Genomic DNA, 18,264 nt, shown 5'->3' on the forward strand with positions numbered 1-18,264 from the left:
AACTATGCCCTTGGAAGAACGGTACTTTTGGAGCATAAAATAGGATCCAATTTGTTAGCAGATATTTCCGCGTCCCGATGATTTCCATTACTGAACTCGCTCGCGATTCACTCATCTCCCACAACCTTGAACAGGATGAATTGTTCCCGATCCGGGAAGTGGCACGGCTGACGGGGGTCAACCCGGTGACCCTGCGCGCCTGGGAGCGTCGCTACGGTTTGATTGTTCCCACACGCACCGAAAGTGGGCATCGGTTGTATTCAATGGCCGAGATCGAGAAGGTACGCAGCGTCCTTGGCTGGATCGAGCGTGGTGTCGCGGTCAGTAAAGTCGGCAAGATCCTGAGCAAAACCAGCGCAGCTCAGGCGCAGTCCAATGCCATTCCTGGTGAAGACACCCAAAGCGAATATGCGTATTGGCAGACGCAACTCAAGACGGCGGTCAGCGAGTTTGATGACCTGCAACTGGACCGGCTGTATGGGCGGATTTTTTCCGGTTATGCACAGACCGTCGTGTTTCAGGACATCTTGATGCCTCTCTGGAAACAGTTACTACAGCAACAGAGTTTGTTTGGTCAGACCAGCGAGTGGTTGTTCCTGGATGGTTTTTTACGTGCTCGGGTTGTGCAACGTTTGCTGTTGCTACGCGGCTCGCAACCGCAGCGGGTGCTGCTGACTGCCAAGGTCAGACAGTGTTGCGAGCTCGAATTGTTGGTGGCTGCCTTATTCATGGGAAGCACGGAGGTTGGTGTCAGGGTGCTGACGGTGGGGCAGCCGTACGATGAGTTGGCTCTGGTCTGTGAAAAGATCAAACCCCAGGGGCTGGTGCTGTTCTCCAACTATGCACCTGCTCCCGAGTTACCCCGACGCTTGAGTCGTCTGACCATGACCCTCGATTGCCCGGTAATGCTGGCGGGTGATGTGGCAGATTTGGCGCAGGAGAGTCTTATGGGGTCGTCGATTGGGTGTCTGGGTAGCGATGGCCAGTTGATGCAGCAGCGGCTGCGGCAACTGCTGGCAGGTACGCCGGATACTTGAAAAGGAAAAGCCGTCAGGCGTGCATTGCGGGATGGGTCAGACGATGCTGCTGAAGGATGAACTGGCGCAGGCGTTCGGTTTCGTTCTTGTCACTCTGGTTCAGACGATAAGCGTAGTAGCCGTGCTCGGTTTCGCGCTCGAAGGTACCTCGCAGAGCGATGCGCTCGTAACCCGAAGGGCTGAACCAAAGGGCGAAATGCTTCGCTGGTTTGGTTCGATTGCGAATTTCCACCAGTACCCCTTTGAATGACACTTCGTGGACCCACAAGGCACCGGGTTGACCCTTTGCGTTTTCCAGTGCAACCGGCTCTTCGAGCGTCAATCGCCAAGGTCGAACCATAGGCCCGTCTTCATAAATGCTGGGTACACCGAGGCGTAAATGCATCGCATGAAACTCGTCTTCCACCAGGTGCAGCGGAAAAGTAATCTGCTGGTTTTCGAAATGTGCCTGGATGGTGACTTGCTCATGGGCGGCAAGGCGCGTGAGCAGATCGCGGATTTGTGAACCGCCGTTGACCAACAGGCTCGATGTCGCATCCCGCACGTTGAGTTGCGGGTTGTGCTGCATGGTCTGGATGAAATCCAGCTCATCCTGGGTCAGGAGGGTGTCGCGGTGCATGATTTACTCGAAAAAAATAATTACAAATTCATTGGTGATTGTAGTTAATGACCATTAATTCGATGACTTGTTTAAGCCGTTCGTCGCTTTGAACGCTTCGAGTTCGGCTTGAACCTCGGCCAATTGCGCTTCCAGTTGTACTACGCGTTGCTGAGCCTTGACCTGAACAGTGACGTCTCTGCTTCCTGTCTAGGACGCTGCATTTTAAGACATCATCGTCAGCTGTCCACTTGCCGTCAGCTGTTAATATTCTGGTCTTTACTCAGCTTCAGGATCAGATTGATGAAAGTCGCCATCCTTTCCGGCTCGGTGTACGGCACGGCTGAAGAAGTCGCCCGGCATGCCGCAAAACTTCTAAATGCAGCAGGTTTCCAGGCTTGGCACAACCCGCGTGCGAGCCTCGCCGATGTCCTGGCATTCGGCCCCGAGGCGTTTCTTGCCGTGACCTCGACCACGGGCATGGGTGAGTTGCCGGATAACCTGCAACCGCTGTATTCGATGATTCGTGATCAATTGCCTGCTGCCTGGCGCGGTCTGCCGGGAGGGGTGATCGGTTTGGGCGATTCGAGTTACGGCGATACCTTCTGCGGCGGCGGTGAGCAGATGCGAGAGCTGTTCGCCGAACTGGGCGTGCGCGAAGTCCAGGAAATGCTGCGTCTGGACGCCAGCGAGAGCGTGACCCCGGAAACCGACGCCGAGCCGTGGCTTGCTCAGTTCGCTAGCGCTCTGCGCGGCTGAACGGGCTGTTGAATCTGTTCGCGGCCCCCTCTACTGGCGCCGATGCTTTGATATTGAATTGAACGTATTGATACGAAACTCAGCTCTGACCCGCTCGGCCAGTAAGCTGGCTGCCAATGCAACTACCCCAGGCCCGGTGGCTGACTAGACTGATTGGACGTTAGTAAAAATAATAAAAATCGAAAAACTGCCGAGGTCACTGCCGTGAGCGTAGCCCCCGTTCAATCGACACAGAATGTGAAAGACCAGGTCAGCGCCGCCGAGTGGCAGACCCGTGTGGATCTGGCAGCCTGCTATCGGCTGGTGGCGATGCATGGTTGGGACGATCTGATCTTTACCCACATTTCGGCCAAGGTGCCGGGCACTGAAGATTTTCTGATCAATCCCTTTGGTTTGATGTTTCACGAAATCACCGCGTCCAGTCTGGTGAAGGTCGATCAGGCCGGCAACAAGCTGATGGACAGTCCCTACGAGATCAATCCCGCGGGCTACACCATCCATAGCGCGGTGCATGAAGTGCGTCACGATGTGGTTTGCGTCCTGCATACCCATACGGCTGCTGGCGTGGCGGTTTCGGCACAGAAGCAAGGCGTGTTGCCGATCAGCCAGCAATCGCTGTTCGTGCTCGCAAGCCTTGCCTGTCACGGCTATGAAGGTGTGGCGCTGAATCACGAAGAGAAGGCGCGACTGCAAGCCGATCTCGGTGAAAACAATTTTTTGATGCTGCACAACCACGGTCTGCTGACCTGTGGCGGCACGATTGCCGATACCTTCCTGATGATGTTCACCTTCCAGCGAGCCTGCGAAATCCAGGTGCTGGCGCAGAGCGGCGGGGCGGAGCTGATTACGATCGAGCCGCAGATTCTGGCAGGGGCCAAGGCCATGATCGCCGGGGTCACGAAAAGCGCTCAAGGCATGGGTGGCATGCTGGCCTGGCCAGCGCTGCTGCGCAAACTCGATAAACAAGACTCGGGATACAAACTCTAATGCATCTCGCCGAGATCCCTCTTTGTGTCTGGCGAAAGCGCGGGAAGAGCTTTGTGTTTCGCGGCCAGACCATTCGCTACTGGATGGCGGGGCAGGGTGAACCGCTGTTGCTGATTCATGGCTTCCCGACCGCCAGTTGGGATTGGCACTATCTCTGGCAGCCGCTGGCTCAGCGCTACCGGGTGATTGCCTGCGACATGCTCGGCTTTGGTGACTCGGCCAAACCGCGGGATCATGAGTACAGTCTGCTGGAACAAGCGGACCTGCAACAGGCGCTACTGGAGCATTTGGGTATCGAGCAGCCGGTGCATGTGCTGGCCCATGATTATGGCGATAGTGTTGCCCAGGAACTGCTTGCCCGTCATTACGAAGCCAGTATCCAAATTGCCAGTTGCGTGTTTCTCAACGGTGGGCTGTTCCCGGAAGCCCATCGTCCGGTGTTGATACAGAAACTCTTGCTCAGCCCCTTGGGCTGGATGATCGGCCGGGCGTTCAGCCGTGACAGGCTGGTCAAGAGCTTCAGCCAGATCTTCGGTCCTCAGACCCGGCCCAGCGAAAGTGTGCTGGATGACTTCTGGAGCCTGGTCGACAACAACCATGGGACGCGGATCCTGCACAAATTGATCAGCTACATCCCGGAGCGCCGGGTGCAGCGCGAGCGGTGGGTCAGCGCCATGCAGCGTGGTGACGTGCCGCTGCGGGTCATTGATGGTGAGGTCGATCCGGCTTCCGGTGCGCACATGGTTGTGCGCTACCGGGAGTTGATCCCGGAACCGGACACCATTCTACTGGCCCAGATCGGCCATTACCCCCAGACCGAAGCACCGGTGCAGGTGCTCAAACATTATCTGGATTTTCGTGACCAGCTTATTTCCCCACCCAGGAAAATGGCGTGCTCCTGAACTCGTTTCTACGAGGTTTTGCGTTCGACGATTCTCACTATCAGCCGCCAATCATCCCCCTGCCTTATCGCGCACCATTCAGCCTGCGCCGTGTTCATTGTGACCAGCAAGCCTGTGCCTGACACTCAACGTATTGTCCATTGGCCTGCTGGAGTTCCGTATGAATGAGTCTGTGCGCTTCGAAGATAAAGTCGTGATCGTCACCGGTGCAGGCGGTGGCCTCGGACGGGCTCATGCACTGCTGTTCGCTAAACATGGTGCAAAAGTGCTGGTCAACGATCTCGGCGGTTCGGCTCAGGGTGAAGGCGCAAACGCATCGGCGGCAGACCGTGTGGTGGCAGAGATTCGTGATGCAGGCGGGATTGCCCAAGCCAACCACGACTCGGTCACCGATGGCGACAAAATCGTTCAGAGCGCCATGGATGCATTTGGCCGTGTTGACGTAGTCGTAAACAACGCCGGTATCCTGCGGGACAAAACCTTCCACAAAATGGACGACAGCGACTGGGACCTGGTTTACCGCGTGCATGTCGAAGGCGCCTACAAAGTAACTCGCGCCGCCTGGCCGCATATGCGTGAGCAACGTTATGGCCGGGTTATCTTCACCGCCTCAACCTCAGGCATTTACGGCAACTTTGGCCAGTCCAACTATGGGATGGCCAAACTCGGCCTTTATGGCCTGACCCGTACGTTGGCCATCGAGGGCCGCAAGAGCAACATCCTGGTCAACGCTATCGCCCCCACCGGCGGCACGCGCATGACCGAAGGTCTGATTCCGCCGCAAGTCTTCGAACAACTCAAACCGGAACTGGTCAGCCCGCTGGTGGTGTACCTGGCCAGCGAAAATTGCCAGGAAACCTCCGGCCTGTTTGAAGTGGGCGGCGGCTGGATGGGCAAAGTCCGCTGGGAACGTAGTCTCGGGGCCGGGTTCGACCCCCGTGAAGGATTCGCCCCCGAAGATGTGGCCACCCATTGGCAGCAGATCTGCGACTTTGAAGGTGCAGCTCATCCGAAGGACAACATCGAAGCGTTGAAGGAAATGATGGAGAACTTGCAGAAGTATTCGCTTTAAGAAAAAGCAACAGGGTCAAGAACAAATGTTGACCCTGTTTGGTTTTTTATTATTCGATTTTAAAGCCAGGCTTGCCGTTCGCTGCTCTCCACTCTTTAATTTTTGCGAGAATGATTTCTGGAGTTGCTTCTTGCTCTGACGGTGCGTAATAAATTAAATCAGAGCCGTCGGGGTGCTCGGTCAACCGTTCAAAATCAAGCACAGCCTGTATTTGTTCGGCTTCTGTTGGATATTCTGAATTACAGATTTTTTTAATAAATAGCAGGAATTCATTTTCGGTATAATCAGAAAATATTTTGATGGACATGTTATTTTTCTCCTTTATGTATCTCGCCATGTCGTTTTGGGGTGACTATATGAATGTTGTCGATATCATATAATGCACCGTCTTTCGAAAGATGTTGTATGTGGTGTAGCTCAAATTTTACCTGGTCGCCAACTCTATCGCTTTTACGAGAGAACGGTGCCCGACCATTTTTCATTTCAAGGATGTTGTTACTAATGAACTGTTTAGACAGTTCAGTATCTTGAGCTACGGCTATCCATAAAGCCTCCCGAAAGTCCCTGAATCTCCTGAAAATTTTTCCCCGCAACTGATCCGCAATCTGCGAAGGAATGGGAGCACCTTCCCCTTGAGTCGCAGCGCCTAACCAAGTGCCTGAAACCGGCTGTCCGCTCCCACTGGCAACCCCGGGATCCCGGCGACGGTCGCTGAACATCGTAAAAACAGGAGGGAGCCCCGACTCAATCGGAAAAACGGTGATGAAGCCGCCAAAGCTGTACTGATCGGCTGACGGGAACGTATCGACTCGTCCTTCGGTCGGGGTGACGGTGGCGCCCTCATAAACGGGTACATCCGGCTCTGTAGCAGGAAAGGCGGTCGAGGCGTTTTCCGGTTTCACTATTGGCGTCCATGTCATGACTCTGGACGGTGAATCCGGGCTGTAAGAGGTGTAGATATTCTTGTGTGAGTCGAACGTGGCGAGTCTGGCAGATACTTTGGAAGGAACCGTTAGGCCGTCGGTTGCTGCAACAACGACTTCCACTTTTCCCCCAAAAGTCCTCGAACCGATAATCACCGGTAGTTCAATTTCCCCGCGAGCAACAGCAACCTCATGCAAGTCAGCCATAGAGTCAGAAGCCAGTTCTGACAGTGGGACGCTAATGGAATAGAGATCGCTGTTGCCCAACTTTGACGGGATGAGTAGCGCAGCGAATCCACCTACAATTGCACCCGCTGAAGCAGTTGCACCTGCAGTAACCGCGGACACCGCAGTGCGCAGGGCGGCTTTTAGCGCCAAGGAGATGGTCGGGTTGGTCGAGATCGTTCCGCTGGAGATGGTAAATACCGGGCCGAATGCCGCAGATGAACCCGCGTTGGCAAACGTGATGGCTCGCTGGCGGGCATGTTCCTCTGCCACTTTCTTCGCTTGCTGTTCCGCTTCCAGTCGTACCCGTTCGGCTTGCCGTTTAACTTCAGCCAGTGCCTCAAGACGAGCCTGTTCGGCGGCGATGTGCTGAGCAGCCGCTTTTGCAGCAGCCTCAGCCTGCTCGTTGGCCAATCGTTGAGCTTCTGCCAATGCTGCAACCCGCGCCTGCTCTCGAGCCCGGGCCTCTGCTTGCGCGTTGATGCGGGCCAATTCAGCAGCGACCCTCTGGGCTTCCTGTTCCGCAGCCATTCGTGCCTGATCATCTGCCTGCACAGCGCGGAGAAAGTTCTGCACATTGACGGATTGCTGGTTGAGCAACTGAATGGTTTGGGACAACAATCGTGCGTCGTGGGCCGCCCTGTACGACGTGGCCCACGCCTGCATCGCAATACCATCAGGGACGACCACCTTCTCCAGGGTCAAGGCTTTTGGGTAGAACTCCTGCAACGGCCTGTCAATTGGGTCGAAGCCATAAAATTCATTGGCGATAGTCGTTTTGTAATGGAACTCAGCCGTCTTTCGAATCAATAGTTTGTTACGCACGCCCAACTCGCGAATGATCGCTTCAGCGGGCGGAAGCGGGTTGGTTGGACCTTCCAGCCTTGTTGCGGCCAGTTCATTCTCAATGGTTTGCGGTAGTTGGTTGGATAGGGTTTTATACTCCTCTGCCAATGTCTTGACGGTGGTCCGCAGTGTGTGCAAATTTTTTCCGACTGCCGGCTGGAAGCCGAAATGGCCACTGTTAGGGAAATGTGGTGAAGTTGCGCTGGCGTTTCCAATGTCTGCGTTAACTTCGCCTGCCGAGCGACCCCGTGTGCCGTCGCGTCCATAATTAGAAGATGAAGGGGGAGTGCGAGGTATACCTCTATTTACAATAATATTTTTTTCTTGCGGCATATCGATTTCCTTTTCGATTCGAATACTCGAATGAGCATGTCGATATTTTTGTTTACGGCCATGCATGATCATTAACGTCGTCGCCATCCAAGGCGCCGAGAGATACTATAAATTCCACCGTATAAGCTGGGCAGGTGAGAGAATCCGACGGTGATGTAGGATTCGAGAAGTTTCACCTAGGAAATAAACCCACATAAAAAGGCCGCTGCAAAAGCAGCGGCCAAAGCAAGACGTGGATCAAGGAGCAACAAATCAACGTCAGTGAACACGGGGTGATGAGTCGAAAAAAAAGCTTCAAATCATCTGGATTCTGTCGCCAACGGGGTAGATTCATCACCCCTATCGTTTTGTGCTTTCAGGCCATTTGCCGTGAAAGCCCGGCAAGAATAAGGGCTTGAGCACAAGGGAAAAATAGCGATTCCAGACATGCACTGTTGCAGTCTGGGCAACAGCCCCCGACTACCCCGTAGCAGCTGCCGAAGGTTGCTGCCACACGTCCGGCATCACCTGGTTCCATGCGCTGCGCTGATAACCCTCCATCCAGCCCATCCATACCCCGTGCAAAACCTCGCCCGCTGCGGCCATTCATCCTTTAGAGGTACACCGCGAATACCTCCTTGGTGCGCTTATCGCTCCCCGCGTGGGGCAGTAGGGTGAGGCCTTCTGTCACTCACCGGGGAAGACGCATGACAAAAACAACAATGCGCGCCATCTTCAGGCCGCAGGCGCTGGCCGTCATGGTTGCCTTGGGTTGCTGCGCCCAGGCGCAGGCTGTGGGTGCGCAAACTCTCGATGCCTTCGTTTATCACAACTATTCCATCGCCGATCTGCCCGGCACGGTGCGGGCCGGTAAACAGGTGGTCAGTTGGGGGGGAAAGTACCTTCATCGGCAATTCGATCAACAGCATCAACCCGATTGACGTATCCGCTTTTCGCCGGCCCGGAGGGCAGATCAAGGAAGGTCTGGTTCCGGTCAACATGCTGTTCGCCTCGCAAGGGTTGACCAACCAACTGACGGTGGAAGGTTTCTACCAACTGGAGAGGGATCAGATCGTTGTCGATAACTGCGGCACCTTCTTCGCGAACGACGTCGTGGCGAACCGCTGTAAAACCGGTTACGCCGTCGGCAGCCCGGCAATCCGGCCGCTGGAACCGCTGGCGGCGGCGTTCGGTCAGGGCTTCGATGTCAGTTCCGAGGGCGTTATCGTGCCCCGGGGCGCCAACCGCGATGCCCGCGACTCAGGACAGTGGGGCACAGCAAGCTTGGGGTGGAGCGCCGGACTCAGGCGGTGGCGAAGGCCAAGCAGCTGGGGCTGATGTGATGTGTATATGCCTTTAATATTAGATGTTCTTAAACTCAGTGAGCGAGTCTTAAGCAAACAAAGTGCGTGACTCGACGTAGGCTGTGTGGGCTTATGATGTTCTTTTTACGAAATCATACATATTTCACTGAGCGATGCTTTTGTAATCGGCTATAAATTTATTCGCGGCAAGAATAAGTGGTGCCTTGAATCTGCTCTGCCGGTCCATCCTTAATTAACCAAAGGGAGTCTTCGGAGCCGATTTGTCCCTTGCGAACAGTATGAGGTGGTTTGTAAGTAACGTTTGATTATCAGAAGTCTCATGTATTGATATTCCAGGCTTGGAGTCTGGGCACGTGAGCGTTAAAAGGAGCAGTTATGAGTGACCAATATTTTCACAAGAATGATCCGCGTATTGCCGAGCTTCACAAAGGCCATATTGCCCATGCAGTGCGTGTACTCTTGGGTGAGCGTCTTGAAAAGCTGGGGCTTCACCCTGAGAGGACATACATCACCAGTGTTGATAATCTTGTCTCTCAGCAAATTTTTGGATCGCGAACGCTGTTCGACGAGGTGCTGGAGAAGGTTCAGGAGAACGATCGACCCACGTATAGCCAAGGGAATGTCGGTATTTTTACCGAGTCGTATTCGTTTGCACCTGAACATAAGGTGAAGGGGTTGGACATTATTCAGTTTGAAAACATGCTCATCAACATCGTCGATGTATTGAATTAACGATGTTGACGCTGCGCCGGACGATTCTGTTGAACCGTCCGGTCAGCGCTCATACCCCATTCTCCAACTCACCGCCTGCGTCGCCGCCAACAAACGCTGCGCTGCCGGGCCATTCTCATCGGCATGAAACAATGACGTCGGCCCGACCACCGTCAGCACCGCCGCCACATTTCCGACCGCGTTGAACACCGGTGCCGACAACGCGTCCACACCCGGCATCAACAGGCCATGGACATGATGCAGACCGCGTAAACGGATCTGTTCGCACACTGCCGCGTAAGCCTTCTCATCGGCCAGCAGATGACCAGCGCTCGCTTTCAGTTCCTGCTCGCGCAACTCGATGGTTTCGCGGTTCGGCAGGAAAGCGCTGAACACCAACCCTGTCGATGAGCTGAGCAATGGCAATACCGAGCCCAATTGTGTGACCACCGTCACTGCGCGCACCGCCGGTTCGATATGCACCACGGTCGCACCCTGATTACCCCATACCGCGAGAAAGCACGTTTCGTTCAGCTCGTCGCGCAACTCGGCCAGCGGCAGCGCGGCGACTTTCAGCACGTCCATACTGCTAAGAGCGGCCAAACCCACGCGCAATGCTTCACGGCCCAGGCCGTAATGGTTGGTGGCGGTATTTTGCTCAGCAAAACCGCTGGCAATCAGCGCCTGCAAATAGCGATGGACCTTGCTCGCCGGCATCTGCACGTGTTCGGCCAGACGCGACAAAGAAGTGGCCGGCGACAGTTCCGCCAAGGCCTTGAGGATGTCAGTACCGACCTCGGCCGAGCGGACTTTCTGTTTACCGTTGCTGTCGCTGGTGTTCTTTTCCATGGAGGCGGTGTGATCCCGAGACGAATGGACGTCTTTATAGCTTGACGCTCAATACCAATCAAATTACGTTATGCGTAATCTAATTACGATAAAAACAATGCAGGCGTGCTGAGACTTCTGGATCGGAAGGTACAGCGCTCTGCTCACTCCACTCAGGAGGCTCCATGGACCTCGATTCCTCGGCGCAAGCCTTGGCTTATCAGTCAGGCTTTGGCAACGAATTCAGCAGTGAAGCGCTGCCTGGCGCATTGCCCGTCGGCCAGAATTCTCCGCAAAAAGCGCCCTACGGTCTCTACACCGAACTCTTCTCCGGCACCGCGTTCACCATGGCTCGCAGCGAAGCGCGGCGCACCTGGATGTACCGCATTCAGCCATCGGCCAACCACCCGGCGTTCGTCAAGCTGGATCGGCAACTGGCGGGTGGCCCGCTGGGTGACGTCACGCCTAATCGCCTGCGCTGGAACCCGTTGGACATTCCCGGCGAACCGACCGATTTCATCGACGGTCTGGTGAGCATGGCTGCCAACTCGGTGGCGCAGAAGCCGGCCGGGATCAGTATCTATAACTACCGCGCCAACCGCTCGATGGAGCGGGTGTTCTTCAACGCCGACGGCGAGTTGCTGGTGGTGCCGGAGCAGGGCCGTCTGCGTATCGCCACCGAACTGGGTGTGCTTGAGCTGGAACCGCTGGAAATCGCCGTGCTGCCTCGCGGTCTGAAATTCCGTGTCGAGCTGCTCGATGCCCAGGCTCGCGGCTACATCGCCGAGAACCATGGCGCACCCCTGCGCCTGCCGGACCTGGGGCCGATTGGCAGCAACGGCCTGGCCAATCCGCGGGACTTCCTGACCCCGGTCGCCCATTACCAAGACCTCAAGCAGCCCACTACCCTGGTGCAGAAATTCCTCGGCGAACTCTGGGGTTGCGAGCTCGATCATTCGCCGCTGAACGTGGTCGCCTGGCACGGTAACAACGTGCCATACAAATATGACCTGCGGCGTTTCAACACGATCGGCACGGTCAGCTTTGACCATCCCGATCCATCGATCTTCACCGTCCTTACGTCGCCGACCAGTGTCCACGGCCTGGCCAACCTCGACTTTGTGATCTTCCCGCCACGCTGGATGGTGGCCGAGAACACCTTCCGTCCACCGTGGTTCCACCGCAACTTGATGAACGAGTACATGGGGCTGATCCAGGGCAGTTACGACGCCAAGGCCGAAGGCTTCCTGCCGGGTGGTGCGTCCTTGCACAGCTGCATGAGCGCCCACGGGCCAGACGGCGAGACCTGCACCAAAGCGATCGCCGCTGAGCTTTCGCCGAGCAAGATCGACAACACCATGGCTTTCATGTTCGAAACCAGTCAGGTGCTGCGCCCGAGTCGCTTCGCCCTCGACTGCCCGCAGTTGCAGAATGACTACGATGCTTGCTGGGCGTCGTTGCCCGCTACCTTCAATCCGAACCGGAGATAACCGATGAATCAGCCAACCATCACCCGTAGCTGGGTTGCCTCCGCCAACGGCCACGCCGATTTCCCGCTGCAAAACCTGCCGTTGGGTGTGTTCAGCATCAACGGTTCTGCACCCCGCAGCGGCGTGGCGATCGGTGAGCACATCTTTGATCTGGAAGCGGCGCTGGAGGCCGGTCTGTTTGACGGCGCAGCACGCACGGCGGTCGAAGCTACCCGCGGCGGCCAGTTGAACGCGTTCTTCGAGCTGGGCCGCAGTGCTCGTCTCGCTTTGCGCGAACGTCTGCTGGAACTGTTCGCCGAAGGCAGCACCCTGCATGGCAAGATCGAAGCCCAGGGCGCGAAGTTGCTGCCACTGGCTGCGAACTGCCAAATGCACTTGCCAGCGAAGATCAATGATTACACCGACTTCTATGTCGGCATCGAGCACGCACAAAATGTCGGCAAACTGTTCCGTCCCGACAACCCGCTGCTGCCGAACTATAAATATGTACCGATCGGCTACCACGGCCGCGCATCGACCATTCGCCCGTCCGGCACCGACGTGCGTCGGCCGAAAGGCCAGACCCTGCCGGCCGGTCAGACCGAGCCGACTTTCGGCCCCTGTGCGCGCCTGGACTATGAGCTGGAACTGGGTATCTGGATCGGTCAGGGCAACGCCATGGGCGACTCGATTGCCATTGGCGATGCTGCGGAGCACATCGCCGGTTTCTGCCTGCTCAACGACTGGTCGGCGCGGGATATCCAGGCGTGGGAGTACCAGCCGCTGGGTCCATTCCTGTCCAAAAGCTTCATCACCAGCATCTCGCCGTGGGTGGTGACGGCCGAAGCCCTGGAGCCATTCCGTCGTGCCCAACCGGCCCGTCCGGAGGGCGATCCACAGCCGCTGCTGTATCTGCTCGACAAGCGTGATCAGGCCACCGGTGCCTTCGATATCGAACTGGAAGTGCTGTTGCTGACCGAGTCGATGCGCGAACAGAACCTGCCGGCCCATCGCCTGACTTTGAGCAACACTAAACACATGTACTGGACCGTGGCGCAGATGGTTGCGCACCACAGCGTCAACGGCTGCCAGCTGCAGGCCGGCGATCTGTTCGGTTCGGGCACCCTGTCGGGGCCGGAGAATGGTCAGTTCGGCAGCCTGCTGGAAATCACCGAGGGCGGCAAAAAGCCGATCGAACTGGCGTCGGGCGAAGTGCGTAAATTCCTCGAAGACGGCGACGAAATCATCCTGCGTGCTCGCTGCAGTGCTGACGGTGTTGCCTCCATCGGTTTCGGCGAATGCCGCGGCAAAATCCTGCCGGCACGTTAGGAGGTTCTAGCCATGGAACTCTATACCTACTATCGCTCGACTTCGTCCTATAGGGTGCGCATCGCGCTGGCGCTCAAGGGGCTGGATTACCAGGCGTTGCCGATCAACCTGATCGCCGGCCAAGGTGGTGAACATCGGCAGCCGGCGTACCTGAGTGTCAACCCGCAGGGCCGCGTACCGGCCTTGCGCACCGATGAAGGCGACTTGTTGATTCAGTCACCGGCGATCATCGAGTACCTCGAGGAACGTTATCCACAGGTGCCGTTGCTGTCCAAAGATCTGGCCACCCGCGCGCACCAGCGTGGGGTGGCAGCGTTGATCGGTTGCGACATTCATCCGTTGCACAACGTCAGCGTGCTCAACCTGCTGCGCCAATGGGGCCATGACGAGGTTCAGGTGGTGCAGTGGATCAGTCACTGGATCACCCAAGGGCTGGCGACGGTCGAGCACTTGATCGGCAACGAAGGTTACTGCTTTGGCAGCGAGCCGGGGTTGGCGGATGTCTACCTGATCCCGCAGGTGTATGCGGCCGAACGGTTCAACATTTCCCTTGAGGGCTATCCACGGATTCGTCGGGTGGCCGCGTTGGCTGCTCAGCATCCGGCGTTTCTCAAGGCGCATCCGGCGCAGCAACCCGATACACCGTAGCGTGAGGGTTGATGATCGTTTGATGATCGTTTGATGATCGTTCCCACGCTCTGCGTGGGAATGCCGCCATGGACGCTCTGCGTCCGTCGTCAATTCAGACTCAATGCACAATCGAATTAGGCGGTAAATGCCCCAACCGCTCGGTCAGTCGCAACCGCTGTATCGGGTCTTCACTGAGCAGCAACGCATGCTCAAGATCGAAGCGCTCGGCATTTGGGCAATCCAGACGTTGATACAGGCTGGCGCGGGCCAGGTAATCGGCTGCGCTGGCGTTACCCAGCTCCAGCACACGTTCGGCGTCGATCAGTGCGCCGAGGTTGTCGTCGTTGGCGAGATGTAACTGGCGCAGGTTGCGCGACAGGCGCTGCAACATGTGAATCGGTTCGGCGGTGAGTAAATGCTCTGCGCCAAGCTTCATGTTCGGACCATATTGGCGTTGCAGCAGCTCACGGCAATCATTGGGATATAGCCGTCGCCCGCCGCACGGGTCGAGCAGATGGTCAGTACCAGGCACTCGCAGCAGGAAATGCCCCGGGAAGTTGACGCCGACCAGGGGGATTTCCAGACGCCTGGCCAGCTCCAGGGCAACCAACCCCAGCGCCAGCGGTTGTCCGCGTCTGCGTTCCAGTACTTTATCGAGCAGTGCAGCCTGGGGTCGCAGCGGGGTGGAATCATCCTGTGCAAAGTGCAGGTCATTCATACGGCGCAACAAGGGCTGCCCGAGCTCAGACACCGGCAACATCGGCAAACCGGAGCTGACCCGTTGCTGCAGCTCTATGAAGTTGTGCAACAGCACCTCTGGCTCTACCGCCGGATCGTGCTCGACAGCGATCCACAGTGCCGCTTCAAAGAGCGCCGGTGGAGAGCGTTGCAGACAGGCGAAAAAAGCTTGGCGGGGGGTCATCAAAATCTCCGGTGAATGCCTCGTTTTAGCCCCGTCGCCGGCTTTCGTCCAGTGCCGTGCGCATGACGTTGCAGGTTATGTCTGAAAGCCTTCAAACAGCCTCGGCTTATTCCCGTGTGCTTCAGCAATCTTTTACCGGAAGCCTATACTGGCGACATAAGCTTTATTCGGGAGCCCGATGATGTTTGCTCTCATGCAAAGCACTCGCCTTGAATCGCTGCACCTGAGCGTCGACCCAAAGACCGGGTTGAAGGCGGTGATTGCCATTCATTGCAGTCGCTTGGGACCAGCCCTGGGCGGTTGTCGTTACCTTGCCTACCCCGACGACGAAAGCGCTGTGGTCGACGCTGTGCGTCTGGCCCAGGGAATGAGTTACAAGGCTGCATTGGCCGGTCTGCCTCAAGGCGGCGGCGTAGCGGTGATCGTTCGCCCGCCTCATGTCGAAAGTCGCGCCGCCTTGTTTGAATCTTTCGGCCGCTGCATCGAACAGCTTGACGGTCGCTACATCACCGCCATCGACAGTGGTACCTCGGTTGCCGACATGGATTGCATTGCCCAACAGACCCAGCATGTCACCAGCACCACCGCTGCGGGCGATCCTTCGCCGCACACCGCCATGGGCGTGTTCGCCGGAATCCGCACCACTGCCATGGCCCGTTTGGGCAGCGATAACCTTGAAGGTTTGCGCATTGCCATTCAAGGTTTGGGTAATGTCGGCTTTGCACTCGCCGAGCAATTGCACGCCGCAGGTGCCGAATTGCTGGTCAGCGACATTGACCCCGGCAAAGTACAGTTGGCCATGGAGCTATTGGGGGCTCATCCAATTGCCAATGAAGCGCTGCTCAGCACCCCGTGCGACATTCTCGCGCCTTGCGGTCTGGGTGGTGTGCTCAACAGCCACAGCGTCGCCCAATTGCGCTGCGCGGCGGTAGCCGGTTCCGCGCACAATCAGCTGACCAACCTGCTAGTCGCCGATCAACTGGAAAATCGCGGGATTCTGTATGCACCGGATTACGTGATCAATTCCGGCGGGTTGATTTACGTTGCGTTGAAACATCGTGGCGAAGAGCTGACGACCATTACCGCTCACCTCTCGAAAATCGGCGCACGGCTGACCGAAGTCTTCGCCCACGCCCAGGCCGAAAAACGCTCCCCGGCGCGGGTGGCTGACGAGTTGGCGGAGCGCCTGCTATACCGATAGGAGAGAGCAAAGACCCCACGACGGCCGACTTGCTCGAAAGGCCCGCGCCACAAGCACCGGGCTCAACAGCATCACGCTTATCCGGCGTGCAAGGAGCGGTGCCATGCCCAATAAGGTCGACCTTCCCTATACCCGCTATTTATCTCCCGACGGCAAACTGCTTGGTGAGCTTCCTGCCTGGGCGGATGATTTCAACCTGCTGACGCGCCTCTACCGGCAGATGGTGTTGACGCGCCTGTTCGATCAGAAAGCCGTTGCTCTGCAACGCACCGGGCGCATTGGGACTTACGCGCCGACCCTGGGCCAAGAGGCGATCGGCGTCGCGATTGGCAGCCTGATGCGAGCCGAAGATGTGCTGGTGCCCTATTACCGCGACACCGCCGTGCAATTGATGCGCGGGGTACGCATGGAAGAAATTCTCCTGTATTGGGGGGGCGACGAGCGCGGCAGTGACTTTGCCGAACCTGCGGTGGCCCAGGATTTCCCCATCTGTGTGCCGATCGCGACCCAGGCGCTGCATGCCTGTGGCGTCGCCAGTGCATTCAAGATCCGTGGCGAGCATCGGGTGGTGGTGACCACCTGTGGCGACGGCGCCACCAGTAAAGGTGATTTCCTCGAAGCCCTCAACGTGGCCGGAGCCTGGCAGTTACCGGTGGTGTTCGTGGTCAACAACAACCAATGGGCGATCTCGGTACCGCGGCGGATTCAGTGCGGCGCGCCGACTCTGGCGCAGAAGGCGATTGGCGCCGGGTTCCACGGCGAGCAGGTCGACGGCAATGACATGCTCGCGGTGTATGAGCGCATGCAAATCGCCCTCGAGCGGGCTCGTCACGGTAAAGGCCCGGTACTGCTGGAATGCCTGAGTTATCGCCTCGGCGACCACACCACCGCGGACGACGCCACGCGTTACCGCCCGGCCGATGAGGTCAAGCAAGCCTGGCTTGAAGAACCGATCAAACGCCTGCAAACCTTCATGGCCGGGCAGGGTGTCTGGGATGAAGGTCGCGAGCAGGCGCTGATCGCCGAATGCCAGGGTCTGGTGCAGCGTGCTGTGGATAACTTCGATGCGGCTGGCAATCAACCGCCGGAAGCGGTGATGCGATACGTCTATGCACAGTGGCCGGCGGCCTTGGCGGAACAGCGCGAATGGTTTCTCGAAAGGATTGCGCGGCGCGCGGGAGGTTCGGCTCATGAGTAACGAAAAAGTCAGCCTCCTGGAAGCCGTGAACCTGGCCATGCACCGGGCCATGAGCGAAGACGAAAATGTCATCGTCCTCGGCGAAGACGTCGGCGTGAACGGCGGTGTGTTTCGCGCCACCCAAGGATTGCGGGACAGCTTCGGCTTCAAACGGGTCATTGACTCGCCACTGGCGGAAACCATGCTCGGTGGACTCGTGGTGGGCATGGCCGCTCAAGGCTTGAAACCGGTGGTGGAAATCCAGTTCATGGGTTTTATCTACGCCACCATGGAGCACTTGGTGTCCCACGCCAGCCGCATGCGCAACCGCACGCGCGGGCGGATCACTTGCCCGATGGTAATGCGCTCGCCGATGGGCGCCGGAATTCGTGCGCCGGAGCATCACAGCGAAAGTACCGAAGCATTGCTTGCGCATATTCCGGGGCTACGGGTGGTGATTCCATCGTCGCCGGCAAGAGCCTATGGCTTGCTGCTGGCGGCCATCGATGATCCCGATCCGGTGGTGTTTCTCGAGCCAACCCGGCTCTATCGCATGAACCCGCAACCGCTGGTCGATGACGGCAAACGCCTGCCGCTGGATACCTGCTTCACCCTGCGCGAAGGCAACGACATCACCTTGATCAGTTGGGGCGCCAGCGTCATGGAAACCTTGCAGGCCGCCACCGCGCTGGCCGAGCAGGGCGTTTCGGCGGAGGTAATCGATGTCGCCTGCGTCAAACCTTTGGATCTCGACACCCTTGAAGCCTCGGTACGCAAGACCGGTCGCTGCGTGATCGTCCATGAAGCACCACGCTCCTGTGGCGTCGGCGCGGAAATCGCTGCGAGCCTCTACGAGCGGGTATTGCTGCAATTGCAGGCACCGATCCAGCGAGTCACCGCGCCGGATATTCCGCCACCGCTGTATCGGCTCGAACACCTGTATATCCCCAGCGTCGAGGACATCCTTTACGCCTGCGATACCGCGCTGAATTTCGCTTGAGCCCGAGGAGG

17 protein-coding genes and 1 pseudogene are annotated in these 18,264 nt (G+C 57.4%); 13 read left to right on the top strand and 5 right to left on the bottom strand.

Annotation, left to right across the window (positions count from 1 at the left end; all coding sequences use genetic code 11):
• Positions 1-77: 77 nt before the first annotated feature.
• Positions 78-1,037: a MerR family transcriptional regulator gene (locus AC07O1_RS07825; protein WP_495088423.1), complete on the top strand. Its 960-nt coding sequence runs from the start codon at positions 78-80 to the stop codon at positions 1,035-1,037.
• Between the two features lie 13 nt (positions 1,038-1,050).
• Here the strand turns inward: AC07O1_RS07825 and AC07O1_RS07830 are convergent, their stop codons facing one another.
• Positions 1,051-1,656: a hypothetical protein gene (locus AC07O1_RS07830; RefSeq protein WP_495088424.1), complete on the bottom strand. Its 606-nt coding sequence runs from the start codon at positions 1,654-1,656 to the stop codon at positions 1,051-1,053.
• A 282-nt stretch (positions 1,657-1,938) separates the two neighbouring features.
• Between AC07O1_RS07830 and AC07O1_RS07835 the strand changes: the two genes are divergently transcribed.
• From AC07O1_RS07835 to AC07O1_RS07850, 4 genes are all read left to right on the top strand, one after another.
• Positions 1,939-2,394, top strand: coding sequence for a flavodoxin (locus AC07O1_RS07835; protein ID WP_495010251.1), 456 nt, complete (start codon positions 1,939-1,941; stop codon positions 2,392-2,394).
• 204 nt (positions 2,395-2,598) lie between these two features.
• On the top strand, positions 2,599-3,381 hold the full coding sequence (locus AC07O1_RS07840) for a class II aldolase/adducin family protein (protein ID WP_495088425.1): 783 nt from the start codon (positions 2,599-2,601) through the stop codon (positions 3,379-3,381).
• Entirely contained in the window at positions 3,381-4,283 is a 903-nt protein-coding gene (locus AC07O1_RS07845; protein ID WP_495088426.1) for an alpha/beta fold hydrolase, read from the top strand. The genes AC07O1_RS07840 and AC07O1_RS07845 overlap by 1 nt, the downstream gene beginning before the upstream one ends.
• A 160-nt stretch (positions 4,284-4,443) precedes the next feature.
• Positions 4,444-5,355 (top strand): SDR family oxidoreductase, encoded by a 912-nt coding sequence (locus AC07O1_RS07850; RefSeq protein ID WP_495088427.1) that lies wholly within the window; start codon positions 4,444-4,446, stop codon positions 5,353-5,355.
• A gap of 49 nt (positions 5,356-5,404) precedes the next feature.
• Here the strand turns inward: AC07O1_RS07850 and AC07O1_RS07855 are convergent, their stop codons facing one another.
• Positions 5,405-5,662: a bacteriocin immunity protein gene (locus AC07O1_RS07855; RefSeq protein ID WP_495088428.1), complete on the bottom strand. Its 258-nt coding sequence runs from the start codon at positions 5,660-5,662 to the stop codon at positions 5,405-5,407.
• A 1-nt stretch (position 5,663) separates the two neighbouring features.
• On the bottom strand, positions 5,664-7,769 hold the full coding sequence (locus AC07O1_RS07860; protein ID WP_495088429.1) for a pyocin-S2/colicin E7-DNase domain-containing protein: 2,106 nt from the start codon (positions 7,767-7,769) through the stop codon (positions 5,664-5,666).
• A 599-nt stretch (positions 7,770-8,368) separates the two neighbouring features.
• On the opposite strand from AC07O1_RS07860, the pseudogene AC07O1_RS07865 reads away from it, so the two are divergent.
• Both AC07O1_RS07865 and AC07O1_RS07870 read left to right on the top strand, forming a co-directional pair.
• Positions 8,369-8,954 (top strand): annotated as a pseudogene (locus AC07O1_RS07865) (DUF1302 domain-containing protein); the annotation flags it as partial.
• 407 nt (positions 8,955-9,361) lie between these two features.
• Entirely contained in the window at positions 9,362-9,718 is a 357-nt protein-coding gene (locus tag AC07O1_RS07870) for a hypothetical protein (protein ID WP_495088430.1), read from the top strand.
• Positions 9,719-9,760: 42 nt separating this feature from the next.
• Here the strand turns inward: AC07O1_RS07870 and AC07O1_RS07875 are convergent, their stop codons facing one another.
• On the bottom strand, positions 9,761-10,546 hold the full coding sequence (locus AC07O1_RS07875) for an IclR family transcriptional regulator (RefSeq protein ID WP_495088431.1): 786 nt from the start codon (positions 10,544-10,546) through the stop codon (positions 9,761-9,763).
• A 164-nt stretch (positions 10,547-10,710) separates the two neighbouring features.
• Between AC07O1_RS07875 and hmgA the strand changes: the two genes are divergently transcribed.
• From hmgA to maiA, 3 genes are read left to right on the top strand one after another with little or no spacing between them, the layout of a single operon-like run.
• On the top strand, positions 10,711-12,015 hold the full coding sequence (hmgA, locus tag AC07O1_RS07880) for a homogentisate 1,2-dioxygenase (RefSeq protein WP_495088432.1): 1,305 nt from the start codon (positions 10,711-10,713) through the stop codon (positions 12,013-12,015).
• Between the two features lie 3 nt (positions 12,016-12,018).
• Positions 12,019-13,323, top strand: a complete 1,305-nt coding sequence (gene fahA, locus AC07O1_RS07885; protein ID WP_495088433.1) for a fumarylacetoacetase — start codon at positions 12,019-12,021, stop codon at positions 13,321-13,323.
• Positions 13,324-13,335: 12 nt separating this feature from the next.
• On the top strand, positions 13,336-13,971 hold the full coding sequence (gene maiA / locus AC07O1_RS07890) for a maleylacetoacetate isomerase (protein WP_495088434.1): 636 nt from the start codon (positions 13,336-13,338) through the stop codon (positions 13,969-13,971).
• 100 nt (positions 13,972-14,071) lie between these two features.
• On the opposite strand, the gene AC07O1_RS07895 is transcribed toward maiA, so the two are convergent.
• Positions 14,072-14,875 carry a SirB1 family protein gene (locus AC07O1_RS07895; protein ID WP_495088435.1) on the bottom strand — a complete coding sequence of 268 codons (804 nt, stop codon included), beginning with the start codon at positions 14,873-14,875 and terminating at the stop codon, positions 14,072-14,074.
• 181 nt (positions 14,876-15,056) lie between these two features.
• On the opposite strand from AC07O1_RS07895, the gene AC07O1_RS07900 reads away from it, so the two are divergent.
• The 3 genes from AC07O1_RS07900 (at position 15,057) to AC07O1_RS07910 (ending at position 18,253) form a co-directional block, all read left to right on the top strand.
• The gene (locus tag AC07O1_RS07900; protein ID WP_494995139.1) at positions 15,057-16,076 is read left to right on the top strand and encodes a Leu/Phe/Val dehydrogenase; all 1,020 of its coding nucleotides are present in this window, start codon (positions 15,057-15,059) and stop codon (positions 16,074-16,076) included.
• Between the two features lie 103 nt (positions 16,077-16,179).
• On the top strand, positions 16,180-17,274 hold the full coding sequence (gene pdhA, locus AC07O1_RS07905; RefSeq protein WP_495088436.1) for a pyruvate dehydrogenase (acetyl-transferring) E1 component subunit alpha: 1,095 nt from the start codon (positions 16,180-16,182) through the stop codon (positions 17,272-17,274).
• Positions 17,267-18,253 (top strand): alpha-ketoacid dehydrogenase subunit beta, encoded by a 987-nt coding sequence (locus AC07O1_RS07910; protein ID WP_494995137.1) that lies wholly within the window; start codon positions 17,267-17,269, stop codon positions 18,251-18,253. Before pdhA ends, AC07O1_RS07910 begins: the two co-directional genes overlap by 8 nt.
• Positions 18,254-18,264 lie beyond the last annotated feature (11 nt).

Source organism: Pseudomonas sp. GW821-FHT07G10, from assembly GCF_059418545.1.